This is a genomic window from Croceitalea marina (assembly GCF_042684265.1).
Lineage (GTDB): Bacteria > Bacteroidota > Bacteroidia > Flavobacteriales > Flavobacteriaceae > Croceitalea > Croceitalea marina.
Window position 1 is genome coordinate 1 of the sequence record NZ_JBHULB010000048.1, and the last position, 1,659, is coordinate 1,659.

The 1,659-nt window shown below is 29.5% G+C and carries 1 protein-coding gene; it reads left to right on the top strand.

The genetic code is table 11. The features are described 5' to 3' along the window. Nucleotides 1-145 precede the first annotated feature (145 nt). Nucleotides 146-1,336 carry a TlpA family protein disulfide reductase gene (locus ACFSQJ_RS14280; RefSeq protein ID WP_377767651.1) on the top strand — a complete coding sequence of 397 codons (1,191 nt, stop codon included), beginning with the start codon at nucleotides 146-148 and terminating at the stop codon, nucleotides 1,334-1,336. Nucleotides 1,337-1,659: the final 323 nt, after the last annotated feature.

Sequence of the window (1,659 nt, forward strand, 5' to 3'; positions counted from 1 at the left end):
CCGCTAGCGCGGACTACTTGGCGAAAGATGTCATGTGAGAATAAGGAAGTCCAATTCACATGACATCCTTAAAAGTATTTTGCTATATTTCCTTAAAATTAGCCGGACTGCACATAGCGCGGCGTTACCATACATTTAAGCAATTATGAGAAAAGCAATTTATTTAGTTTTCTTTTTGACAACGATAAGCATTTATAGCCAAGACTCGGATATTCAGATTCTACAAAAAATCATTTCTAAATTAAACGATATTGAAAGTGTTTTCTATACCTCGAAATTTGAAGGAAACGAGAGCAGAGTCACTTATATAAATAGTGATGATGAAATATTCTTTGACTTTACTCAAACCGCTGAATACTCTACACCAAGGTATTTCATAAAAAATAAGGATGCTGAACTAATTTTTAATGGAAAACATCATATTCAATCTTTAAATAAAGAAAAACTGATAGTAACCAGAGGTTCTCGAAATCCCAATAACCCTTTGCTATTAACGCTCTATCCTATTATAAAACTTTTACCCCAATTAATCAATAATAAGAGCGTTGAAATTGAAAGAAAAGACGATTTTATTTTAAATGGACAGGATAATTATGTATTTGAAATTTCATTGAAAAATAGTGTTATTGATTGGGAAAAATTAAGGATAAATACTTTTGACAAAGCAGATGCTAATTATAATAAATATTCCTTAATCATAAATAAATCTGATTACATTCCTAGAAAAATAATAATGCCTAACGGACCTTCGGGAACATTGAGTAGAACCGTTGAAAACTTAAATTTCAATTACAAAATAGACAATAAAATATGGACTGGAGCTTTGCTTTCAAAAGAATATAAAAGGATAACTTTTGAAGATTACCTCAAGCAAATGCAACAAAAAATGATTTTACAATCAAAAGAGAATATAACTGAAACGGAAAAACAAAAAATAGGAGAATGGAAGATACCAAATTTAGAAAATGATAAATTGGTAGACTTTTCGAAATTTAAAGGTAATGTTGTATTATTAGAATTTTGGTTTAAATTTTGTGGTCCTTGTGTTAAGGCCGTACCTGAACTTAACGCATTGAGGGAGAAATACAAAATCAACAAGTTTTTGTTGTATGGTGTGGAGTTTAGAGAAGATTTTCCTAAAGAAAACTTACAAGAGTATGTTTCAAAAATAAAAATAAATTACCCTGTATTATATAAAGGAAAAGAACTCGCTAACACATATTCAGTTCAAGCTGCACCTACTTTTATGATTATAGATAAAAAAGGAAATGTTGTTTATTTAGAATCTGGTTTTGATAAAGAAAAAATTGAGCGTGTCATTAAAGATAACCTGTAAAAACGTATGGTAACAATGTATATAAAAAATAGCGCAAGTTGTTGCTAACAGAATGGTTTGGGCATTTTTGGAAAGTCGCCAAATTTTTAAATTTGACAAATTCCCAAAACAAAATAATTAATAAAATTTAAAAATTCGGCTCGTGTTCATCCAAAAAGTTATCGCTTATTTTCAGCGCTACTTTTCATATACGAGACGTTGTGCTTAATTTAAAAAAATGAAAATCAGAACATTTATTCTCATCATATTTCTAGCAATTTATACTTCAGCCTATTGTCAATTGAGTAGGTCAGAAGAGCAAAAATTAGACAGTTTAATGAAAG

Bases quoted from the DNA above. Each gene is read 5' to 3' on its own strand.
- ACFSQJ_RS14280 (WP_377767651.1), top strand. From the start codon at position 146: ATGAGAAAAGCAATTTATTTAGTTTTCTTTTTGACAACGATAAGCATT.